Annotated in this window: 17 protein-coding genes; 4 read left to right on the forward strand and 13 right to left on the reverse strand. The window is 62.0% G+C overall.

The window, feature by feature from the left end:
* Positions 1–131 precede the first annotated feature (131 nt).
* The 6 genes from P3T24_RS07065 to P3T24_RS07090 all read right to left on the reverse strand — a co-directional run bounded on the left by P3T24_RS07065 (position 132) and on the right by P3T24_RS07090 (position 5,909).
* Positions 132–905 carry an aspartate/glutamate racemase family protein gene (locus tag P3T24_RS07065; RefSeq protein WP_429433395.1) on the reverse strand — a complete coding sequence of 258 codons (774 nt, stop codon included), beginning with the start codon at positions 903–905 and terminating at the stop codon, positions 132–134.
* A gap of 23 nt (positions 906–928) precedes the next feature.
* Complete coding sequence (locus P3T24_RS07070) at positions 929–2,422, reverse strand: NCS1 family nucleobase:cation symporter-1 (protein ID WP_074264334.1); 1,494 nt, start codon at positions 2,420–2,422, stop codon at positions 929–931.
* 370 nt (positions 2,423–2,792) lie between these two features.
* Positions 2,793–3,509: a GntR family transcriptional regulator gene (locus P3T24_RS07075; protein WP_074264333.1), complete on the reverse strand. Its 717-nt coding sequence runs from the start codon at positions 3,507–3,509 to the stop codon at positions 2,793–2,795.
* A 316-nt stretch (positions 3,510–3,825) separates the two neighbouring features.
* Entirely contained in the window at positions 3,826–4,752 is a 927-nt protein-coding gene (gene ldcA / locus P3T24_RS07080; RefSeq protein ID WP_429287088.1) for a muramoyltetrapeptide carboxypeptidase, read from the reverse strand.
* 30 nt (positions 4,753–4,782) lie between these two features.
* Positions 4,783–5,499 carry a tRNA adenosine(34) deaminase TadA gene (gene tadA, locus P3T24_RS07085; RefSeq protein WP_429433397.1) on the reverse strand — a complete coding sequence of 239 codons (717 nt, stop codon included), beginning with the start codon at positions 5,497–5,499 and terminating at the stop codon, positions 4,783–4,785.
* Positions 5,496–5,909, reverse strand: a complete 414-nt coding sequence (locus tag P3T24_RS07090; protein ID WP_429433399.1) for a DnaJ family domain-containing protein — start codon at positions 5,907–5,909, stop codon at positions 5,496–5,498. Before P3T24_RS07090 ends, tadA begins: the two co-directional genes overlap by 4 nt.
* 178 nt (positions 5,910–6,087) lie before the next feature.
* Here P3T24_RS07090 and P3T24_RS07095 point away from each other — a divergent pair, with 178 nt between their 5' ends.
* From P3T24_RS07095 to P3T24_RS07105, 3 genes are all read left to right on the forward strand, one after another.
* The gene (locus tag P3T24_RS07095) at positions 6,088–6,387 is read left to right on the forward strand and encodes a hypothetical protein (protein ID WP_429433401.1); all 300 of its coding nucleotides are present in this window, start codon (positions 6,088–6,090) and stop codon (positions 6,385–6,387) included.
* 117 nt (positions 6,388–6,504) lie between these two features.
* Complete coding sequence (locus P3T24_RS07100) at positions 6,505–7,881, forward strand: hypothetical protein (protein ID WP_429433403.1); 1,377 nt, start codon at positions 6,505–6,507, stop codon at positions 7,879–7,881.
* A complete protein-coding gene (locus P3T24_RS07105; protein WP_429433405.1) occupies positions 7,882–8,973 on the forward strand; it encodes a phosphoserine transaminase in 1,092 nt (363 codons plus the stop codon).
* Between the two features lie 64 nt (positions 8,974–9,037).
* Here the strand turns inward: P3T24_RS07105 and P3T24_RS07110 are convergent, their stop codons facing one another.
* The 3 genes from P3T24_RS07110 to P3T24_RS07120 form a co-directional block, all read right to left on the reverse strand.
* On the reverse strand, positions 9,038–9,499 hold the full coding sequence (locus P3T24_RS07110; protein ID WP_429287093.1) for a hypothetical protein: 462 nt from the start codon (positions 9,497–9,499) through the stop codon (positions 9,038–9,040).
* A gap of 76 nt (positions 9,500–9,575) precedes the next feature.
* Positions 9,576–10,223 (reverse strand): HAD family hydrolase, encoded by a 648-nt coding sequence (locus tag P3T24_RS07115; protein WP_429433406.1) that lies wholly within the window; start codon positions 10,221–10,223, stop codon positions 9,576–9,578.
* A 166-nt stretch (positions 10,224–10,389) separates the two neighbouring features.
* Entirely contained in the window at positions 10,390–11,499 is a 1,110-nt protein-coding gene (locus P3T24_RS07120) for a nitrilase-related carbon-nitrogen hydrolase (RefSeq protein ID WP_429433408.1), read from the reverse strand.
* A gap of 93 nt (positions 11,500–11,592) precedes the next feature.
* Here P3T24_RS07120 and P3T24_RS07125 point away from each other — a divergent pair, with 93 nt between their 5' ends.
* Positions 11,593–12,471 carry a LysR family transcriptional regulator gene (locus P3T24_RS07125; RefSeq protein ID WP_429287096.1) on the forward strand — a complete coding sequence of 293 codons (879 nt, stop codon included), beginning with the start codon at positions 11,593–11,595 and terminating at the stop codon, positions 12,469–12,471.
* Positions 12,472–12,533: 62 nt separating this feature from the next.
* On the opposite strand, the gene P3T24_RS07130 is transcribed toward P3T24_RS07125, so the two are convergent.
* From P3T24_RS07130 to P3T24_RS07145, 4 genes are all read right to left on the reverse strand, one after another.
* Positions 12,534–13,751, reverse strand: coding sequence for a PepSY-associated TM helix domain-containing protein (locus P3T24_RS07130; protein WP_429433410.1), 1,218 nt, complete (start codon positions 13,749–13,751; stop codon positions 12,534–12,536).
* An 88-nt stretch (positions 13,752–13,839) separates the two neighbouring features.
* Positions 13,840–16,020: a TonB-dependent siderophore receptor gene (locus tag P3T24_RS07135; protein ID WP_429433412.1), complete on the reverse strand. Its 2,181-nt coding sequence runs from the start codon at positions 16,018–16,020 to the stop codon at positions 13,840–13,842.
* A 289-nt stretch (positions 16,021–16,309) separates the two neighbouring features.
* Positions 16,310–17,068, reverse strand: coding sequence for an OmpW/AlkL family protein (locus P3T24_RS07140; protein ID WP_429433414.1), 759 nt, complete (start codon positions 17,066–17,068; stop codon positions 16,310–16,312).
* 74 nt (positions 17,069–17,142) lie between these two features.
* The gene (locus P3T24_RS07145) at positions 17,143–18,933 is read right to left on the reverse strand and encodes an acyl-CoA dehydrogenase C-terminal domain-containing protein (protein WP_429433416.1); all 1,791 of its coding nucleotides are present in this window, start codon (positions 18,931–18,933) and stop codon (positions 17,143–17,145) included.
* Between the last annotated feature and the right edge of the window lie 10 nt (positions 18,934–18,943).

Below are 18,943 nucleotides of genomic sequence, written 5' to 3' on the forward strand. Positions count from 1 at the left end.
GCCTGATCCGCCCAGCGTCTGGTGGAACCAGTGTAACGAAAACGTCCGGGTGCGCCCATACACCCGGCCAGATAGTGCGTGTCAGAAGGAATGTATGTGGGCGGACGGGGAGCTGACTGGCCTCGGGCGCATCAGCGCCCGAAACGTGACGGGGGCCGGATGGGATGCACCTCTGTCGGACTAAACGCTTCGAAGGCACCGTCATAGCGTTTCAGCAGCGGCCGGGCGTAATCGCCGCGCTTGGCCGTGCCCAGCCGCAGCGTGACCAGCGCCTCCACCCATTTCACCGCCGCAGTCACACCTTCGACCACCGGCACGCCCAGTTCGCCCTGAATCTCCGCGCACAACTCGGCCATCCCGGCACAGCCGAGCACGATCGCCGACGAGCCGTCCTCATCGAGCGCCCGGCGGCATTCGTCGAGGATGATGCGGCGCGCTTCCGAGCCAGGCTGATCGAGTTCGAGCACGGCCACGTCGGTCGCCCGCACGTTGTTGCAGAAGCGCGTCATGCCGTAGCGATCGGCCAGATGCCAGGCCATGCCGCAGGTACGCGCGAGCGTCGTCACGACCGAAAACGACGGTGCCAGCACGCTCGCCACGTGCATTGCCGCTTCGGCAATGCCGATCACGGGCCCGCGCGCCAGCTCGCGAGCCGCATACAGACCGGGATCGCCAAAGCACGCAATCACGTAGCCGTCGCAGCCTTCGCGCTCGCCCGCCGCGACCTCGGCTAGCAGGCCTGGCGTGGCGATCGCTTCGTCGTAGTAGCCTTCGATCGACGGTGGCCCCATGGTCGGGCTGACCGCGATCACCTCGGTGCCAGGCGCCACGACCTCCCTTGCACAGCGCCCCATCGCGTCGGTCATACGCTGGGTCGTGTTCGGATTGATCAGTTTGATACGCATTTCGAACTCCTGTTGCAGCACGCTTACCGGATAGTCAATGCACGGTAGAACACGGCGCCAAGCGCAGCGCCGATAAACCACGAGAAATTCGCCATACCGTTCAACGACGGCACCATCACGCAGATCACCGCGATCACTGCTGCGGGCAACAATGCAGCGACGGCCTTGTAGTTCACGCCATTGCGATACCAGTAGCTACCTGTTTCGGACACGGTGTAAAGATCGTCCAGGACAATTTTCTGGCGCTTCACCAGGTAGAAATCAACGATCAGGACACCATACAAAGGCCCGATGAAACTGCCCAGCACGTCGAGTGTGTAGTGAATCACGGCCGGGTTGTTGAACAGATTCCACGGCGTGATGAAAATCGACGCGACCGCTGCCAGCATCCCACCCATGCGCCAGCTGATCAGACGCGGCGCGACATTCGAGAAATCGAAGGCCGGCGAGACGAAGTTAGCCACGATATTGATCCCGATCGTCGCAATCGTAAAGGTCAACGCGCCGAGAATCACCGCGGTCGGATAGTCGATCCGGCCGACCGTTTCCACCGGATCCGTAATCAGCTGGCCGAATACCGGCAGCGTGGCGGCAGTCGTCACCACGGTCACCAGCGAGAACGCAAGGAAGTTGACCGGCAGGCCCCAGAAATTGCCCTTTTTTACGCTGCGAAAGCTCTTGCCGTAGCGCGAGAAGTCGCCAAAGTTAAGCATGGGACCCGAGAAGTACGATACCACCAGCGAGATTGCCGTGATCATCACCGGCACGACTTCAAGTCCGTGATATTTGACACCGCCCAGATTGATGCCGATGTTCTGCCAGCCGGCGCGCCACACCATATAGCCCGCAAGGATGAACATCACGACGTACACGGCCGGACCCGCGAAATCGATAAACTTCTTGATCGTTTCCATGCCGTGCCAGAACACCAGTGCCTGCAGCACCCACAGCAGCATGAAGCCGCCCCAGCCGAGCGCGGACAACCCCATGAAACCATGCTGGTGCACGTCCGCATACGGCAACCATTGCGGAACAAATTTGAGCACGACGATCACGAGCGCGCTCGACGCAAGATACGTCTGAATGCCGTACCAGGCGACCGCGATCAAACCGCGAATCACCGCAGGAATGTTCGCTCCGAGCACGCCGAACGTCGCACGGCAGGCGACCGGATAGGGCACGCCGTTCTGCTGGCTCGGCTTGGCGATCAGGTTGCACAACACGTTGACGATCGTGATCCCGACCAGTAGCGCGATCAGCACCTGCCAACTCGTGAGGCCGAGCGCGAACAGACTGCCGGCGAACACGTAGCCGCCCACGCTATGCACATCCGACATCCAGAACGCGAAGATGTTGTACGCGCTCCAGGTTTGGTGGCGTAGCGGCGCCAGATCTTCGTTATACAGCCGTTCGCTGTAGCCTGCAGGCACGCCGGGATCGCCCGACGAGCCTTCGTCGCCGAAGGTCGAATTCGGAGGAATAGCAGGATTACCCGGTACCGCACTGAACTGAGCCATGACTTCTCCTTGGGTGTAGGGGGCCGTCGATTTGCCGTCGACGGGCACTGCATCTGTCACGCGCAACCTCTTCCCTGTCGGGATGGATCGTGCCCGTACGACATTCCCGCGGTTGTCCCTGTACCTCGATGCCTAATCGTTCAAATAAGCATAACTAAGTACTTATCGCTTCGCCACTCACCGCGCACTCGCGCCGAAGCGTTCTCGCGTGCATGCGGCCCGGTTCAGCCGGCCGCGTGCAAAACGTATGGACGTACTTGTCCACATCGCCGGTTCGCGATGATTCGTCAGTTCAAATTCAGTGCAACGCGTGTCCCTCGCAATTCCTGCTCCGTGATGCGCGTCGATCGACGCGCACAGGCAGGCTGCCTCAGGACGACGCGGTTTTTACCGGTCTTGCGCCAAACACTTCGTGCAGATCCGCTGCGCCGCGTGCCGGCCTGTCGAGCATCTTCAGTTCGACGCTTTGCAAGTGGCGCGACATCAGGGCCGCTGCCTCCTTTGCATCGCCGGCGTCGAGCGCGGCGAGAATCGCTTCGTGGTCTTCGAACGAGCACGGACTGCGGCCGAGCGACTCGTACAAAGCCGAAATCAAGGTCGAGCGTGCAACCAGTCCGTTCAGGCAGTTACACAGCACCGTGTTGCCGGTGAGCGACGCCAGCTCCGTGTGAAACTCACCCGAGAGCCGGATCCAGGCCGAAAAGTCACGCGTTTCGAACGCTTTGCGCTCTCGGCCGATCATGCTGCCAATGTTCTTCAGGCGGCGCGGGCCATGACCGGCGCAGATCTTCTCCACCACGGCAAGTTCGATAATGCGGCGCATCTCGAACACCTCGTGCACTTCCTGCAACGACGGACTCGCGACAAAAGCGCCGCGGTTCGGCTCGAGATCGACGAGGTGATCGGTCGCCAGCAACGCGAGCGCCTGGCGGATCGGCCCGCGCTTGACGCCAAATACTTCGCACAACTGCGCTTCTGTCAGCTTGGCTCCAGGGGCGAGTCGATGCTCGAGGATCGCAGCGCGAATACGCTCGGCGAGCGCTTCGGGTTTTGAACCATTCGCAGTGGCAGAGGATGGGGTCGACATGATGTCCGTTCCGTTATGTTGCCCATCATAGGATGGACACAATGATTGTCAACAATTTCAATATTGAATTTTCAACGATTGTGGTTCGACCTCAGGTTCGCGGATTTCTTGATCTGGTCAGAATGCCCGCCACGCTTGCTACACGCTTCTGTCTGAGGAAATCGGGCAAATTTTTAGACGAAAATTTTGTCAACAAAATCTGTCCCATCAACGCTGCTTCGCCACCACCGTCACAAGCAAAGTCAGACCGTTAGTTGCGTTACTGACGCAAAAATAAAGCGGGCAGCGCCCGCTTCACCCTTGGATGAATCATCCGTCAGCTCAGATGAGGGTACTCCGACACCGTCATCGTAAAGCCGTGCGGATCTGAGACAAGGTGCGCATCCGCGCCGACCGGCAGCGTCACCAGGTTAGGGATATGGCCGAACTCCAGGCCGGTGATCACCGGAATGCCGATCACCGAGCGCACATGCTCGATCATCGTATTCAGATCGTAGCCGTTGTCGTATTCGAACGGCTTGCCGCCCGAGAAATCGCCAATCATAAGGGCCTGTTGCCGTTCGAGAATCCCGGCCAGATGCAGTTGATAAAGCGTGCGCTCGAGCCGGAACGGCTGTTCGTTGACGTCCTCGACGAACAGGATGCCACCGTCCACCGGCGGCATATAGGGCGTGCCGACCAGCGAGGCCAACACCGCCAGATTGCCGCCCCACAGCATCCCGCTGACGTCGACCGTCTGCGCTTGAGGCACGGTACTCGTTATCGTGAAGTTCGGCCTGGTCAGCGCCGCCCAGAAGTGCTGCATGGTGAATTCGCTCAGGTCCGGCGCGCCGAAATCACCCATCAGCATCGGACCGCCGAACGTTTTCAGCCCGGCGCGCGCCAGCAGCGCCATCTGTATGGCCGTGAAATCGCTGTGTCCTACCAACGCCACCGGCTGATCGGTGAGCCGCCGCTGCAAGCCATCGTAATCAAGGCCGTGCAGGATACGCACCGCACCGTAGCCGCCGCGCACTGCCAGCACGATGTCCGGCAGCTTGCGCGACGGGTCGGCCAAACGGTTCAACTCGGCCGCGCGCTCGCCGTCGGTCCCGGCAAAACGCTGATACCGGCGCTCCGTAGCACTGACGCCCTCCACACGATGTCCCTCTGCATGCAACCGGTGCAGAGCGCGGTGAATCGCGTCAGGATCATGTGGATAGCCTGACGGCGCGACCAGTTCGAAAGTGCGATGGGCGATCATGATCGACGCCGATGACGGGAATGATGGATTTTAGAGCGATTCGGCAGGCGGCGGTTCGATTCTCGCGGCGTCGAGAGCAGCGCGAGCCTCGCGGGCTTCCCGCACAGCGCGACGCCGGTCGGCAAAGAAGGACTTGAGCGCGGCGGCGCATTCGTCTTCCAGCGCACCACCCACCACGGTCGTGTGATGATTGAGCTGCGGATTGGCAAACGCATCGACCACGCTGCCACAAGCGCCCGTCTTCGGATCGCGGGCGCCGAACACCACGCGGGCGATCCGCGCGTGCATGATCGCACCGGCACACATCAGGCAAGGCTCGAGCGTCACGTAGAGCTCGCAGCCAGGCAAACGGTAATTCTCGAGCGCCTGCGCGGCAGCGCGCAGCGCCACCATCTCGGCGTGAGCGGATGGATCGTGCGCACCGATCGGATGATTGAAACCCTTCGCAATGACCTCGTCGCCACGCACCAGCACCGCGCCGACCGGCACTTCTCCGGCCGCACGCGCTTCTTCAGCGGCAGCTTGAGCCAACTTCATGAAATGCAGATCGCGTTGCGGGAAAGAGACGGGAGCAACCGGGAGTTCGTGAGCCGTCGACGCCTGGCCGGGCTCAAGGAATGCGCCGTGGGCACTGGTTGAATCATCGGGCGCGGCAGGTGTAGACGTTGCGCTGGCAACAGGTTCGGGCGCATCGGATGAGGCCGCCGAACCTGCAAGCGCTGCAGTGTTCGAGAGCGGCCCGCTCACTGCGGCCCCGGCTCGCCGGAGAGTGCACCGGCCGCATCACCCGCCGCTCGCTCGGAGAGGCGTTCGGCAATCCGCCGGCAATATTCGCGCGGCAGAACCAGCGGACCACCGCGCAGCGATTCGAGCGCCATGTGCAGCGCCAGCATGCGCGCGTGAAGACGACAACGGGTGGCGCGGTCGCTGACCGCATTCAGTTCGTCCTGCAGATCGCGCAGCGCCCGCAGCTGTTCGACGGCCGGCGGCACGAAGCCCGCATTTTTCAGGATGCGATTCGCCGCGTGCACTTCCTGAGGAACCTGAGCATCGTCCCCAAGGCCAGGCGCGACGCCCGTTCCCGGCAAATCGTCGAGCTCACCGCGTGCTGCCGCGGCGGCTATACGCTGTTCAACTAATGCATCAAGCAATCTCATCTGCAGTCCACTACGTTGCGGCTCACGCATTCTATCAGCGAGGCAGGTGTAAGGGTCGACCATGAAGCTGACAATCCCCTCTGATTTTCGGATTCAGCGTATTTGAAGCGCGCATGGTGCTGCGTTAGGGTCGTGGCACCGTGGTTACCCAATCTCGAAGATTACGACTTGCTTTCGAATGACGGTATCCACGCCCATCCTTGTCATTCCATTCAGAGTTCTTATGCGCTTCACCCTGTTCAGTTCATCCCATGCGATCCGTTCATTACATACCCTTCCCGACGCGATGCGTGCCGGGTGGCGTCCCATGGACACCGAGCGTTCGCAGCGCCGTCGAAACCGGTCGACCCTATTACGCGCCGGGTTAGCCGGCATCGTGCTGGCCGTTTCGCTCTCGGGCTGCGGCGTCTTCTGCGGCGCTGGGGGAGGCAGCGGCGGCGGTTTCGCGGGTGCCTGCTCCACCGGAATGCGCTTCTGATCGTCTGCGTAAATTTCTGTAACGAGCGCGCGAACGGCTGTAATCTGGATCACTCGCGCGCCCACTATCCTTCGGACGCGCAGTGGCGCATCGCCACGACGCTCATTTCGCAGGAATATGACCCGAGATCCAGAACATTCAGACGGCCACCCTGGTCCCCGTGCAGGTGCACTACTCGCAGATCCGGCACCTGCTTTCCCGCTCGATCCCGCTTCGCATCGCGCCCTCGCCGACGCCAGGCGCGCAACCGGCGACGAGCTCGGCGCCGTCGCCCATCTGATCGCCGCCCACACGCTGGATGTCTACGCGAGCGGTTCTGCCGAGGCGAGCGCAGCGAATCTGTGCGACGTCGCCACCGGTTACTTCATGAAGGGCGATCTGGAAATCGCAGCAGCCTGGTACCAGCTTGTCCTGACGCTCGACCCGAACGTCGCGGTTGCCTGCCAGAATCTCGCCGCAATCCACGCTTCGGCTGGACACACGGCCGAGGCCGACGCGTATCGCGAACGCGCCTATCGGATCCAGCGCGTCTTCGTGGAAGAAGCGCCCGGTCAGGTGCGCCGGGTACTGGTGCTCTGCTCCGCGCGCGCCTCGGGCAACGTGCCGTTCGAGGGCTTGCTGCCGGGCGCGGTCAACTGCCGGATCAAGTACGCCATCGACTACGCCGCCGACTCGGAGGACAAACAGCTGCCGCCGTTCGATCTCGTGTTCAATGCCATCGGCGAAGCGGATATCGCAGCACCGCTCGCTGCGCGGCTCGAGCGCTTCACGTCTCGCGTCGCCCAGCCTCTGCTCAATCCGCCCGCGGCGGTCGAGCGAACCGCTCGCAACCGAACCCCGACCTTGCTGGGCGGTCTGCCCGATGTGCAGACGGCAGCGTGCGCGCGTATCGGCACCGCGCCATCTTCGGACGTCACACTCGCCGGCCTGCTCGCAGATCACGGCATCGCACTGCCGGTGTTGGTCCGGCCCACCGCCACGCATGGCGGCGAAGGTCTGGTCCGCTGCAACGATCTCGCGGCGCTGCAGGCGCGGCTTCACGAGAGCCAGGGCCCGCAATATCTGACCGCGTTTCGCGACACCCGCTCGGCCGACGGCTACTATCGCAAATACCGGATGATCTTCGTCGACCGCGAACCGTTTCCGTATCATCTGGCGATCTCACCGAACTGGATGGTCCACTACTTCTCCGCAGACATGGAAGGCCACGCGTGGAAGCTCGACGAAGAACGACGCTTCCTGCAGGATCCCACCGCCGCATTGGGCCAACGCGCGCTACAAGCGATTGCGGAGATCGGCCGCCGGCTCGATCTCGACTACGGCGGCATCGACTTCACCTTGCTGCCCGGCGGCCAGGTGTTCGTCTTCGAGGCCAACGCTACAATGCTCGCCCACTATGAGCGCAGCACCGGCGCGTTGGCCCACAAGAATCCCTTTGTCCAACATATCGTCGACGCATTCGAGCGGTTGATGAAGCGTCGCACGGCGGCCTGAATGAATAACGCAATGAATTTTTCCGGGGGGCCAGGCGCCCTGCCGGCCTCAGTCCTGCGCGAGACGCGCGATGCCATCGACGCGCTGCCGGAGACCGGTCTCTCGGTACTCGGCATGAGTCACCGCTCGGAATGGTTTCGCGGCGTGCTCGACGAAGCCGAGCGCAATCTGCGCGCGCTGCTCGGCATCCCGGCGCACTATCACGTGCTGTTCATGCAAGGCGGCAGCAGCCTGCAATTCTCGATGTTGCCGATGAATTTCCTGCGCGCAAGCGGCCGCCACGCCGAGTACATCGTATCCGGTTACTGGAGCGCGAAGGCGCCGGTCGAAGCACGGCTCGAGGGCGATACGCGCGTATTGTGGGATGGCCGCGCCGACGGTTATCGGCGCCTGCCTGCGGCCGAAGAACTGCAGCTCTCGCAAGACGCGGCCTACCTCCATTACGTGTCCAACGAGACCGTCGAAGGCCTCGAATTCACCGGCGCGCCAGGCTTGCCTGAAGTGCCGCTGGTGTGCGACATGTCATCCAACCTGCTGGCCGCGCCGATAGACATCGAGCGCTACGCGATGATCTATGCGCACGCGCAGAAGAACCTCGGGCCGGCTGGCGTCACGGTGGTGATCCTGCGCGACGAATTCGCCCAGCGCGCGATTACTGGCTTGCCTACCCTGCTCGACTACCGCACGCATATCGCAGCGCGTTCGGTCTACAACACGCCTCCCGTCTTCGCGATCTACGTGCTGATGCTGGTGACGCGCTGGCTGCGCGACGAAGTCGGTGGCGTGGAGGCGATGGCCGCGATCAACCGCGCCAAAGCGGACGCGCTGTACGGTGCGCTCGACGCGGAGCCTGGGTTCTATCGCGTGCATGGAGAACGGTCCTGCCGTTCGACGATGAATGTGGCGTTCCGCCTGCCCACGCCGGAGCTGGAGGCCCACTTCCTCGAAGCGGCGCGACGGGAAGGTTTTCACGGTCTCGAAGGTCACCGCTCGATCGGCGGCCTGCGCGCGTCGCTCTACAACGCCGTATCGCTCGACGCGGTCACCGCGTTGTCGGAATGGCTCGGCGAGTTTCGCCGCCGCGAAGGTTAGGCGGTGAAGCGGGTTGCCGGCAGCCATTCTGGAATGCCGACAACCCGTAACCTTCGTTCAGCTGTCAGTTAGCCGACGTATGTTGCTCGAGGTACAACGCGAAACCGTTCTGGGTCGTCGTGATCTTCTTGACGCATTCGTCGTAGTCCGAGCCCATCGCATGCTCTGGGCCGTACATGCCGCGGCATTGCGCATACAAGGTAATCGTCGCGCCGCTCCCCTTCGCCACGCGGGCGGCCGAATAGACCGCGTGGCCCGAACTGCCCGGCACGTCGGACTCGATCGAGGTGGCATCCGCACGGATCACCGGCTCTTCCGAATGCTGCGTTACGTAGTTCTTCGTCAGTTGCCAGGCCTGATCGCATTGCGCCTGATCGCGACAGTTTATGGTGGCGTTGGTCTGTGCCGCATCGAGCCGGCGTTCCGAATGGGCGAAGTCGTTGTCGCGCGCCGCTTCTTTGTCGGCGGCGGACCCGCAGCCCGTCAAGGCGAGTGCAAGGAGAGCGACGGCAATGGTCGTTTTCACTGGTTGGATGTCCCGAGTCGAAGTCGACGAAGATTATAGACAAGTGCGGGACCCGGCCGCAGTTTTTGAGGATGCCTCAGGGCACATGTTCCTGCAGCCGCGCGAGCAGGCCCGGCAATTCGCTCAAGCTGGAAATGGTATGCCCGATGTTGAAGTCAGCCTGCGCGGACGATTGAATCACCGCCCACGGTCCGCGCCGCAGGAAGATACCTACCATCCCGGCGCGTGCCGCGGGGAAGACGTCGTTGTCCAACCGGTCGCCGACGTAGGCGATTTCGTGCGGTGCCATGCCTTCGGCCGCCTCGATGATTTTGTCGAAAAACGCTTGTGACGGCTTCTCGACGCCCCACGTCTGCGACGATGCCACGATATCGGCAGGCACACCAAGCGAAGCTAGCGCGTCTTCGATGGCAGCCGGCTGATTCCCCGCAATGCCCACTCGCATCCCCCGAGCCTTCAGGTCGCTTAGACAAGGCACGGCGTCTGGATACAGATCAACCGCCTGAAGTGCGTAGGCTCGTCCCTCTGCCTGACGCTGCGCTTTCAGCGTGGCGAAATCGCAGCCCGGACGAATCAGTTGAAAGACCTCGCGGTGATGCTGTCCGCGATTGATCACGGCGCCCAAGGCCGCGAACAATGTCAGACGGGTGACGCCAAGGTAGTCGGCCCATTCGCCCCAATCGCGGGTCTCGCCGACATCGAAAAAGACTGCTTTCAGTGCCATGGGTATGTTGGTGCTGGAGGAACGAGGCTGACATAGTGGTGCATTCAGCGCTTGCTGTCGAGCGGATGCAAACCGTCCGCGGCTGGCAGCTATCCGGTTGCGGTGATACGGACTCCTTGCGGTGACTCGGGTATCACATAGGATTCATTTGGGCATGGCCAGTGTCTTACCGACGGCTGACCTGTGCAAAGCTCACCGCAATTGAGCCACGTGAGGTCATTCCGCGCGATTCGAAAACGGTTGTCTCACGATCCGTTCGCCCCAAAGGCGCATAAAGATCTGGCCGACGCGCCCGTAACCATTGCTGCCCTGCGCTCGTGGCAATCAGGCCTGGATCAACGTTAGCAGCGACGATGACGCCCTCCGCAGAGGTGTCGTTAATGCAGGCGTCGCTTACGCAGGCGCTCTCGGTCAGAATGCGGCCGCAGGGATCGACGATCATCCCAGCTCCGGGCGCGAACTCGTTGTTCCCAAGCTCAAGTCCATCGCAGAAGACGGCGAAGATGCCGTTATCCGCTGCCCGCGCGGGCAGCCACGCACGTAACCAATCCTCCGCGTCGCGCCGTGCCCGCACACCTGCCTCACCTGCAACGTCATCAGTAATCGTAGCGCTTGCGGTCCGATCACCAATCGCGCCGCCCGTGGCCCTCGCTGCACCCGCCTGCACCCCACGATGCCGCCATTGTTCCGCCGACACCGGCTGCAGGACGCATCCCGCTCCGCGCTGCGCTGAGTAACTCCGGTGTGGCGCAACGAGCAGCGTAGCGCCCATCAGTGCGGTCATGCGCACGTTCTCGATCAGATAAGCATCGCCACCAATCAGGACTCCGACGCGAACACCCCACGCCGTATCGAAGACGGTGAAACGATCTCCGCTCACAATGCGTCGATGTTCGTATGCATGCAGCTTACGGTGGCAATGACGGACGCCACCGGGCAGGCACACCGCGTAACTATTGAACAGACGGCCATCCTGTGAACGCTCGATGAAGCCCACGCCAGCAGCCACCCCTGTGCGCTCGACGGCATCTGCCACTGCGCCCATCATTGGCCCGTCGAGCGGTTCAGCGAGTGCTTCGAGTTCATCGCGATGCAACTTCGCGAGGCTGCCATAGCCCACAAGACAGGCCTCCGGAAACACGGCGAGGTCGACCTTGTCACGAGCCGCAAGCGCCAGCCACGCATCGATCCGCGCGACGTTCTGCGCAGGCTCTCCGCGACGGGATCGCAATGGAATCGATGCAACGCGCAGCATGGGACTAGACGAGGATGACATCGCCACCACCTGAAAAGACAGAACGGTTCCATTGGACCGCCGGGCATTCGATAAGTAAAATGAATATTCTGATATGTTCGATTACTTTACAGAATGGAACTGAAACTGCTGCGCGCCTTTCTCACCGTGGCCGAACTGCGCCACTTCGGCCACGCCGCGGAGGTCCTGTGCGTGAGCCAACCGGCGCTCAGCAAACAGATCGTCGCGCTGGAAGACAGCCTTGGCGCACGGCTTTTCGAGCGCGGCCGGCACGGCGCCGAACTCACCACTTTCGGCGCCGGATTTCTACCCGACGCTCAGTCGCTCGTGCGCGATGCCGATGAGGTTCTCACCCGGGCGCGCGAATCGAGCAGCGGCACGCGCGGTTATTTGCGAGTCGGCCTCGGACTCTCGACCTTGACGCTCGCACCGCAACTGATTGCCGAGTTCCGCCGGCAGTATCCGAAGGTCAACGTCACGTTGAACGATCTGTCGTCCGCGGAGCAAGGCAGACGGCTGCTTGCCGGCAAGCTGGACGTCGGCTTCCTGCGTTTGCCGGCAGACAGTGGCCTCGACGCCTTTCCGGTGCTGGACGAAGCGCTCGCGCTAGCGGTGCCGCAACACGCGCGCTGGAAACGCATCCCGGCCAATCTCGAGGAATTGAATGAGCAGGGGTTTATCGGCCTTGCGCGCGGCCGCGGCCCGGGACTCGCGGCGCAGATTGACCGCTGGTGCAGCGAGCATGGCTTCGTGCCGCGAGTGACCCAGCAGGCTGACGATATCCAGACCGTTCTTGCTGCGGTCGCGGCGGGAGTCGGCGCGGCGTTTCTACCCTCACGCACGCAATACCTGCTGCGCGATGCGCGTGTGCTGCCACTACGCGGCACGGCAGCACAATGGCAGGTTGGCCTCGCGTGGCCGGCGGAACGGGATGATCCGGTAATGACGCGCTTCATTGAATTCGTGCGCGCGACCGTGAAGTACCGGGCTTGAAGCAGCAAAGCACGGCGCAACCGCGCACACTGCACACGACTAAAGCGATCCTTCCAAACGCGCTATCGCAGCACCGCCGGCCTGACCGTCTTCACCCGCTGCGCAGCACTGCGGCGAGCCATGAGCTTCTTGAACCAGATAACAAGGCCGGTCGCACTCAGCAACGCCACCATCACACCCATGAAGCTGACCAGAATGCGTCCCGGTAGTCCAAAGATGCGCCCCGAATGCAGTGAGAACTGCGCCTGCATAAAGGTATCGCCAGCGGTTCCACGACCCGGCACCGCCCCCCCGACTTCATGTCCAGTCCTCGCGTCCCAGTAGAGCCAGGCATTGCCGGGACTGCCGTCCGCATAATCACCGCCGGGTTTAAAATAGCCCACCCCGTACAGGTTGAGCGAAGCAATCTCAAACGTCGCACCGGGTTCGGCATTCAGCTTCATCCGGTGTCCGGTAGCGCTCGCCAGTTCGACAATACGCTCGCGACTCAGGGGCTTCGCGCTGGCCGGATGCGGCGCTAGCAGTTCGGGATTGGTTTCCGGTCCGGGTGTTAGTCTGGAAAAAATCGACACCACCGGACGCATGACGGGCCGTTCGAGATTCATCGAAATCGACGTCACCGCAATCACGCCCAGCAGACCCCACACCCATACCCCACCTGAGCGATGCAGGTCGAACACCAGCGCATAGCCGCCGCGGCGCACGCGAAATGCAAACGACTTGCGCCACGTCCTGAGGCTCGGAAACGCGAGCACCAACGCAATCACGCTATCGAACAGCCAGACAATGGCGACGACCCCCAGCAGCCATACGCCAATGGCAATCCCGCTACCGGTGATGGGTAAATAAAGTGTGTAGTGGAACTGATAAAGGAACGGCATCAGGTTGAGCCGCCTGAGCGACAACGCGCCCCAGTCGCGGCGGCCCTGAATGATCCCTGTGGCCGGATCCACCGCGATCTGATTGAAGCCCAGCGTATAGGGCTGACCCGTTGCGGGATCGGGCCGGCCCTCGACACGCATCAGCAGCGTTCGGCCGGGCACCACGCCCAGCGGCAGATAGGTCACATGCACGCGAGGGTCAGCGGCTTCGACACGATTCGCAAGTTCAAGCGACGACAACGCAGGCGCCGGGGAGCGCGCGTAGAAGAACCCGGGGTTCAACGCCGCATCGAGTTCCTGGTTCCATGCGATGACGGCTCCTGTAAGACCGGAGACGAACAGGAACAGCGCGGTGCCGATGCCGAACCAGCGGTGCAGGCGAACAAGTATCGGTCTCATAGACGTAACGTCGGATGCATGCGGGCGCCTTGCCGCCATGGCGCGGGCATCACCATGCCCACGCACTGCAAGGCGCCGGCCACCGCATCTAGAACTGCATCGTGGCGCTGGCCACCGCGGTACGCGTCGGCGACGGCGCAACGTAATAGCCCCACGCCGTGGTCCAGTAGCGGCGGTTGAGCAGGTTGTTGATCCCCGCGCGGAACGTCACGTCCTTGCCGGCGATCCGCGTTTCGTACTTGCCGCTCACGTCGTACGTGACGTACGACGGCACGAACTGCGTATTGGCTGCGTCGACGGCCATGCTGCCGACGTACTTGCCGCCGAACGCAAGCGTGAGCGGGCGCAGATACGACGGGTTGTATTCGATCCGGCCTGTCGCCGTGAAGCGCGGCGCGCCGTAGACGCGCTTGCCTTCGATACTCGGGTCGTCGATATCCACCGCCTTTGCGTCGAGCCACATCACGCCGCCGAGCACGCGCCACTCGTTCGTGAGTGCCAGCCAGCCGCTCGCATCGACACCGGTGTAGCGTTTCGTGCCGTCCTGCACGTAGACGTTCTCGCTGTTGGTGTAGTCGTAACCTTGATCGACACGGAACAGTGCTACATCGGCGCCCCATTTCTTGTGATCTGTCTTGAAGCCGACTTCATACTGCTTGCTGCGCAACGGCCCATACGTGGCGGGATAATTGACGTTGGTGTTCGACGACGACCCGCCCTGCTCCAGCGACTCGACATAGCTCGCATAAATTGTGGAGTACGGATCAGTTTTGAACATCAGCGCGACAGTCGGCGTGACCGGATTGGCGCTGTATTGCGATGACACCGCACTGCTCGGATCGTAGACGTTCTCGCGGAACTGCGTGTAGCGCAAACCGAGCAGCGCGGAAAAGCGCGAGGTGAACTGCACGGTGTCGCTTGCATACAGCGCGGCCTGAGTCGTGCGCGACTGCCGGTAAAGATCCTCGCCGATCCCGACCTCGGCATTCGTCAGCAAGCTGCTGCTATACAGATTGCCCGTGCCGAGGCTGTAACCTTCATTCCAGCCTGTGCTGTTGCTGTACTCGCTCGTCTGCGACTGGAAGCCCGCACCGATGACGACATCGTGTTTGATGCTGCCGGTGTCGAACTGGCCCTGCACCATCGCATCGACGTTCTGGTAGAAGTAGCGCGTCATCGCGGCATACAGCGTGTTCGAATAGTCGCCGGCGGCATCGGTCACGTACAGCAGGCTATCGGAGTTGGTACGGTTCTCCTTGGCGAAGCGGTACTTCAGGCTCGCATGCCAGTTCCCGGAGAGACGATAGTCGAGGCCCGTGCCAAACGAAGCCATCTCCGTCTCGTAGTAGTTCTGCGGCTGCGTGAGGTCGTGCGTGATCGTGCTGGCGTCGGGAATGCCGAGCTCCGAGCCGAACATCAGGCCGAACAGCGTGCCGTTGGTTTTGCGCTTCTGGTAGAACGCGTCGGCGCTCCACGTCAGATCCGGGGTGATACGGAAGTCGAACGCGAGCGACGCCACCTGACGACGCACATGACCATTCGCCTCGGCGGTGTTGCCGTCCTCGTTCACCAGGTTCAGGCGGTAACCGAAGCGGTCGTCGTTGCCAAAGCGGCCGCCCAGATCGACCTTCTCGCTGAACACGCCGGCCGACTCATAGCCGACTGAAATGCTGCGATAAGGCTCGTCGGTCGGCCGCTTCAATACGTAGTTGACGATCCCGCCCGGCGAGCCGAAGCCATACATGAACCCTGACAGACCTTTGAGCAGTTGCACCTGCTCGAACGGTTCGAGCGAAAGATCCGTGTCCCAGGAAGGAAAGCTCTGGCCGTCCACCTTGATGCCGTTGAGCGTGTCGATCGGCAAACCGCGCACGGTGAACATCGAGTTTTCGCTGATCCGGTTGCTGCTGCTGACCGATGTGGCCGGATCGTACGCGAACAGGTCGTTCGCTGTCGTTGCCATCAGGTCCTCAGCCTCTTCGCTCGTCACGACGTGGGTAGAGAACGGCGTGTCCACCTGTTTGCGCGTGCCCAGCGCGCCGGCGCTGACGCTGTCGGATTGCGTGGCCGGGTCGACCGCGGCGGTCACGGTGACGGCGGGCAGCGTCGTGACTGCGTCCGACGCGGCGACGGTTTGCGCCCAACCGGGCGTCGACAGCGTGGAAAGCGAAAGGCCGACGCTTGCCAGGAGTGCGGCGCTGAGAAGCGACGTTGTACGGGTCGAGCCGCGGACAAACGTCATATGGCTGGCAGTGGACAGGTTCTGCATGTTCTTTTGGTCGAGCGCAGGCGCAGGCCGACGCCCATGCAGCATGACTGCGCGGGACGCAAACGCCTGTAGCGGGTGGTTGTTAAGCGGAAACAGAAATCTAGAACGCGAATGATAATGCGAGTTATTCTCATCTGCAAGAAAAATCTTGCAGAGAGCTTTCGGACGGTGTGATGGGAATGCCTAAAGGCAAAGGGAAGCCGGGAGGAAGGCCTGGAAAGCTGGGGGGGTACATCTTGATGTGTCTCGAAGGCCACGCAGCGCGGCCCCCATCTAGCACATCGAGTCCTTAGAACCGGTATCCCAGCCCCAGAAAAACGATCACCGGATCCGCCGTGATGCGCGTCTTGTTGGACAACACCGTCTGACCATTGGCGGCCACGGCACTGACCGTCGCATTCGTCTTCAGAAACAGATACGTCACCGACGCAGTCGCGTACCAGTTCTTGCTGATGTTGTAAGACGCGCCCACATCGAACGCAGGGTTCCACGACGGACTGAGCGAAGCCTTGACCTGTCCGCCCGGCCCGGCAATCTGCTGCAACGCGCCGCTGAATGTCGAATTGAGATTGGTGTGCGAGTACCAGGTATAGTTTCCGCCGACGCCGACGAACGGACGCAGCTTCGTCTGCGCGTCGAAGAAGTAGTACTTGAGGAACAGGATAGGCGCCCACGACCGGGTGGTGGCGAGCGGCGCCAGATTCCCCAGATTGAGGGATGGGCCGCCGGCGCCGAACGGCGTGGCGTTGCCTTGCGCATAGAGCTGGAGCTTGGGCGGAATACCCGTCGCAAGGTCGAACGCAATGTTGTCGGTGATGAAATAAGTGGTCGAGAGTTCTAGCGTGAATGTGTTATGTATCTGCCCCCCCGTCCCCGACGATGTGAAGTTGCCGAAAGCCGAACTGCTCTGCAACGGTGTGGCGGAAGACGGACCAAAGTCGAGCCACGCCCCGCCTACGCTAGTGATGAGGCTTCCGGCGCTTTGCGCCATCGCGCCGGAACATATCGCGCTCGAGATTAACGCAGCACATGCGATTTTTTTAAGCATATCTCCTCCATTTTATTTCGGATTACATATCAATAGTTTTACAACAATGATTTTCGCCGCCGTCCAGCCGTCGCTCAGAACTGCTCGATCGGGAGACTGGTCCCGCTCGACGAACCGCTGCGAATCGCCTCCAGAAGCGCATTCGCTTTGGGCAAGACCTTGTCGGCGTAGTAGCGCGCGGTGGCGAGCTTGGCACGATGGAAGTCCGGGTCTTCGTTTGCAGTGCCTTTCCGTGAAGCAACAAGTGCTGCGCGCCCCATCTGCCATCCGCCACACACGTAGCCGGTGAGCATGAGATAGTCGACGGAACTGGCCAGCGCTGCATCGGGTTCACTCGCCAATGCTTGCAACATCCAGGCGGTGGCACTCTCGAGCGCGTCTACACCGGTCGCAAGCACCGCGCCGATGGATGCCACTTGCGTATCCTTGCTGTGCGCGAGTTCCGCCGCGGCCTGACGCATCTCGGCAATCAGGGCAGCCATCGCCGCGCCGCCATCCGAGGCAAGTTTGCGGCCTGCCAGGTCGGCGGCCTGAATGCCTGTCGTGCCTTCGTAGATCGGCGCGATTCGTGCGTCACGCAGGAACTGGCATGCGCCCGTCTCTTCGATGTAACCCATCCCGCCATGCACCTGCACACCCATCGACGCAATCTCGACGCCCAACTCCGTACACCACGCCTTGAGCACCGGAATCAGAAGATCGACACGCGCCTGGCGACCGGCACGCTCACCGGCGTCGGGGTCCCGATGCGCACGGTCCATATCCGCGGCCATCACATACGCGAAAGCGCGCATCGCTTCGATCTGCGACTTCATCGTCAGCAACATGCGCTGCACGTCAGGGTGATGAACGATGGCGACCGCACCACCCGATTTGCTGCTCGCGAGCCGTCCCTGCACACGTTCCTTCGCGTATTCGCGGGCCTGCTGATAAGCGCGCTCCGCGATCGCGAGTCCCTGGATGCCCACCTTCTGGCGCGCTTCGTTCATCATCGTGAACATATGCGCGAGACCTTTGTTCTCCTGTCCTACCAGATAGCCGATCGCCCCTCCCTGGTCGCCGAAGCTCATTACGCAGGTCGGACTCGCGTGAATGCCGAGCTTGTGTTCGAGAGAGACGCAGTGCGCGTCGTTGCGCTGGCCGCTCGAGCCATCGGCATTCAGCAGGAACTTGGGTACGACAAACAGCGATATGCCGCGCACACCCTCAGGCGCATCCGGCGTGCGTGCGAGGACGAGATGAATGACGTTATCCGTCATGTCGTGATCGCCCCACGTGATAAAAATCTTCTGACCGTAGAGACGATAGTGATCGCCATCTGGCACGGCCTTCGTGCGTACCGCAGCGAGATCCGAGCCCGCCTGCGGCTCGGTCAGATTCATGGTGCCCGTCCACTCACCGCTGATGAGCTTCGGCAAATAGTGTCCCTTAAGCTCTTCCGAGCCGTGCTGCCTTAGCGCCTCGGTAGCGCCCGCAGTCAACAAAGGACACAGCGCAAACGCCATATTCGACGAATTCCACATCTCGACAGTCGCCGCATGCAGTAACTCAGGCAGCCCCTGACCGCCGAACTCCGGGTCGCCGGAGAGCCCGCTCCAGCCACCTTCGGCAAACTGCCGGTAAGCCTTTGCGAAGCCGTCCGCAGCAACGACACCTTCCTTCGACAGTTGTGCGCCCTGCTCGTCGCCGGACCTGTTAAGGGGCGCCAGCACTTCGGTCGCGAGCTTCGCCGCCTCGTCGAGCACAGCCTCGGCCAGTTCGGGACTCACGTCCTCGAAGCCCGGCAGCGAAGACAATTCGCCGAGACCGGCCAGTTCCGTCATAACGAAGCGCATGTCGCGCAGCGGTGCAAGATAGATGCTCATCATCGTCTCC

The organism is Paraburkholderia sp. GAS33 (genome assembly GCF_050436645.1).
GTDB classification, from domain to species: Bacteria; Pseudomonadota; Gammaproteobacteria; order Burkholderiales; family Burkholderiaceae; genus Paraburkholderia; species Paraburkholderia phenazinium_B.